The sequence below is a fragment of the Myroides sp. N17-2 genome (assembly GCF_002286775.1).
Lineage (GTDB): Bacteria > Bacteroidota > Bacteroidia > Flavobacteriales > Flavobacteriaceae > Flavobacterium.
This window is the reverse complement of the sequence record NZ_NSGJ01000131.1, coordinates 1-330: the sequence shown is the minus strand read 5'-3', so window position 1 is coordinate 330 and position 330 is coordinate 1. Positions and strand designations below refer to the sequence as shown.

Sequence of the window (330 nt, the reverse complement as noted above, 5' to 3'; positions counted from 1 at the left end):
TCACAGCAGATATATCCGAGTAAATTAAGACGTGTAGCAGTGTGGGATGAGCAAAATAATCAGGTCATTGAACTCATTACCAATCAGTTTACTTGGACAGCAAATACTATAAGTGAATTGTATAAAAGTAGATGGATGGTAGAAATATTCTTTAGAGATTTAAAGCAACTACTGCATATCAAATCTTTTGTAGGAACATCTGAAAACGCGGTGATGATACAAATTTGGACAGCGTTAATTACCATTTTAATACTAAAAGCTCTTAGAGCACAGTCAAAATTCAAGTGGCACCTATCAAATTTAGTCGCTTTTATAAGACTTAACCTCTTT

At 33.6% G+C, this 330-nt stretch carries 1 protein-coding gene; it reads left to right on the top strand.

Annotated features, from left to right (window positions below; genetic code table 11):
- A partial coding sequence (locus CF599_RS19390; RefSeq protein WP_143824850.1) for a transposase occupies positions 1-330 on the top strand: 330 nt, incomplete at both ends.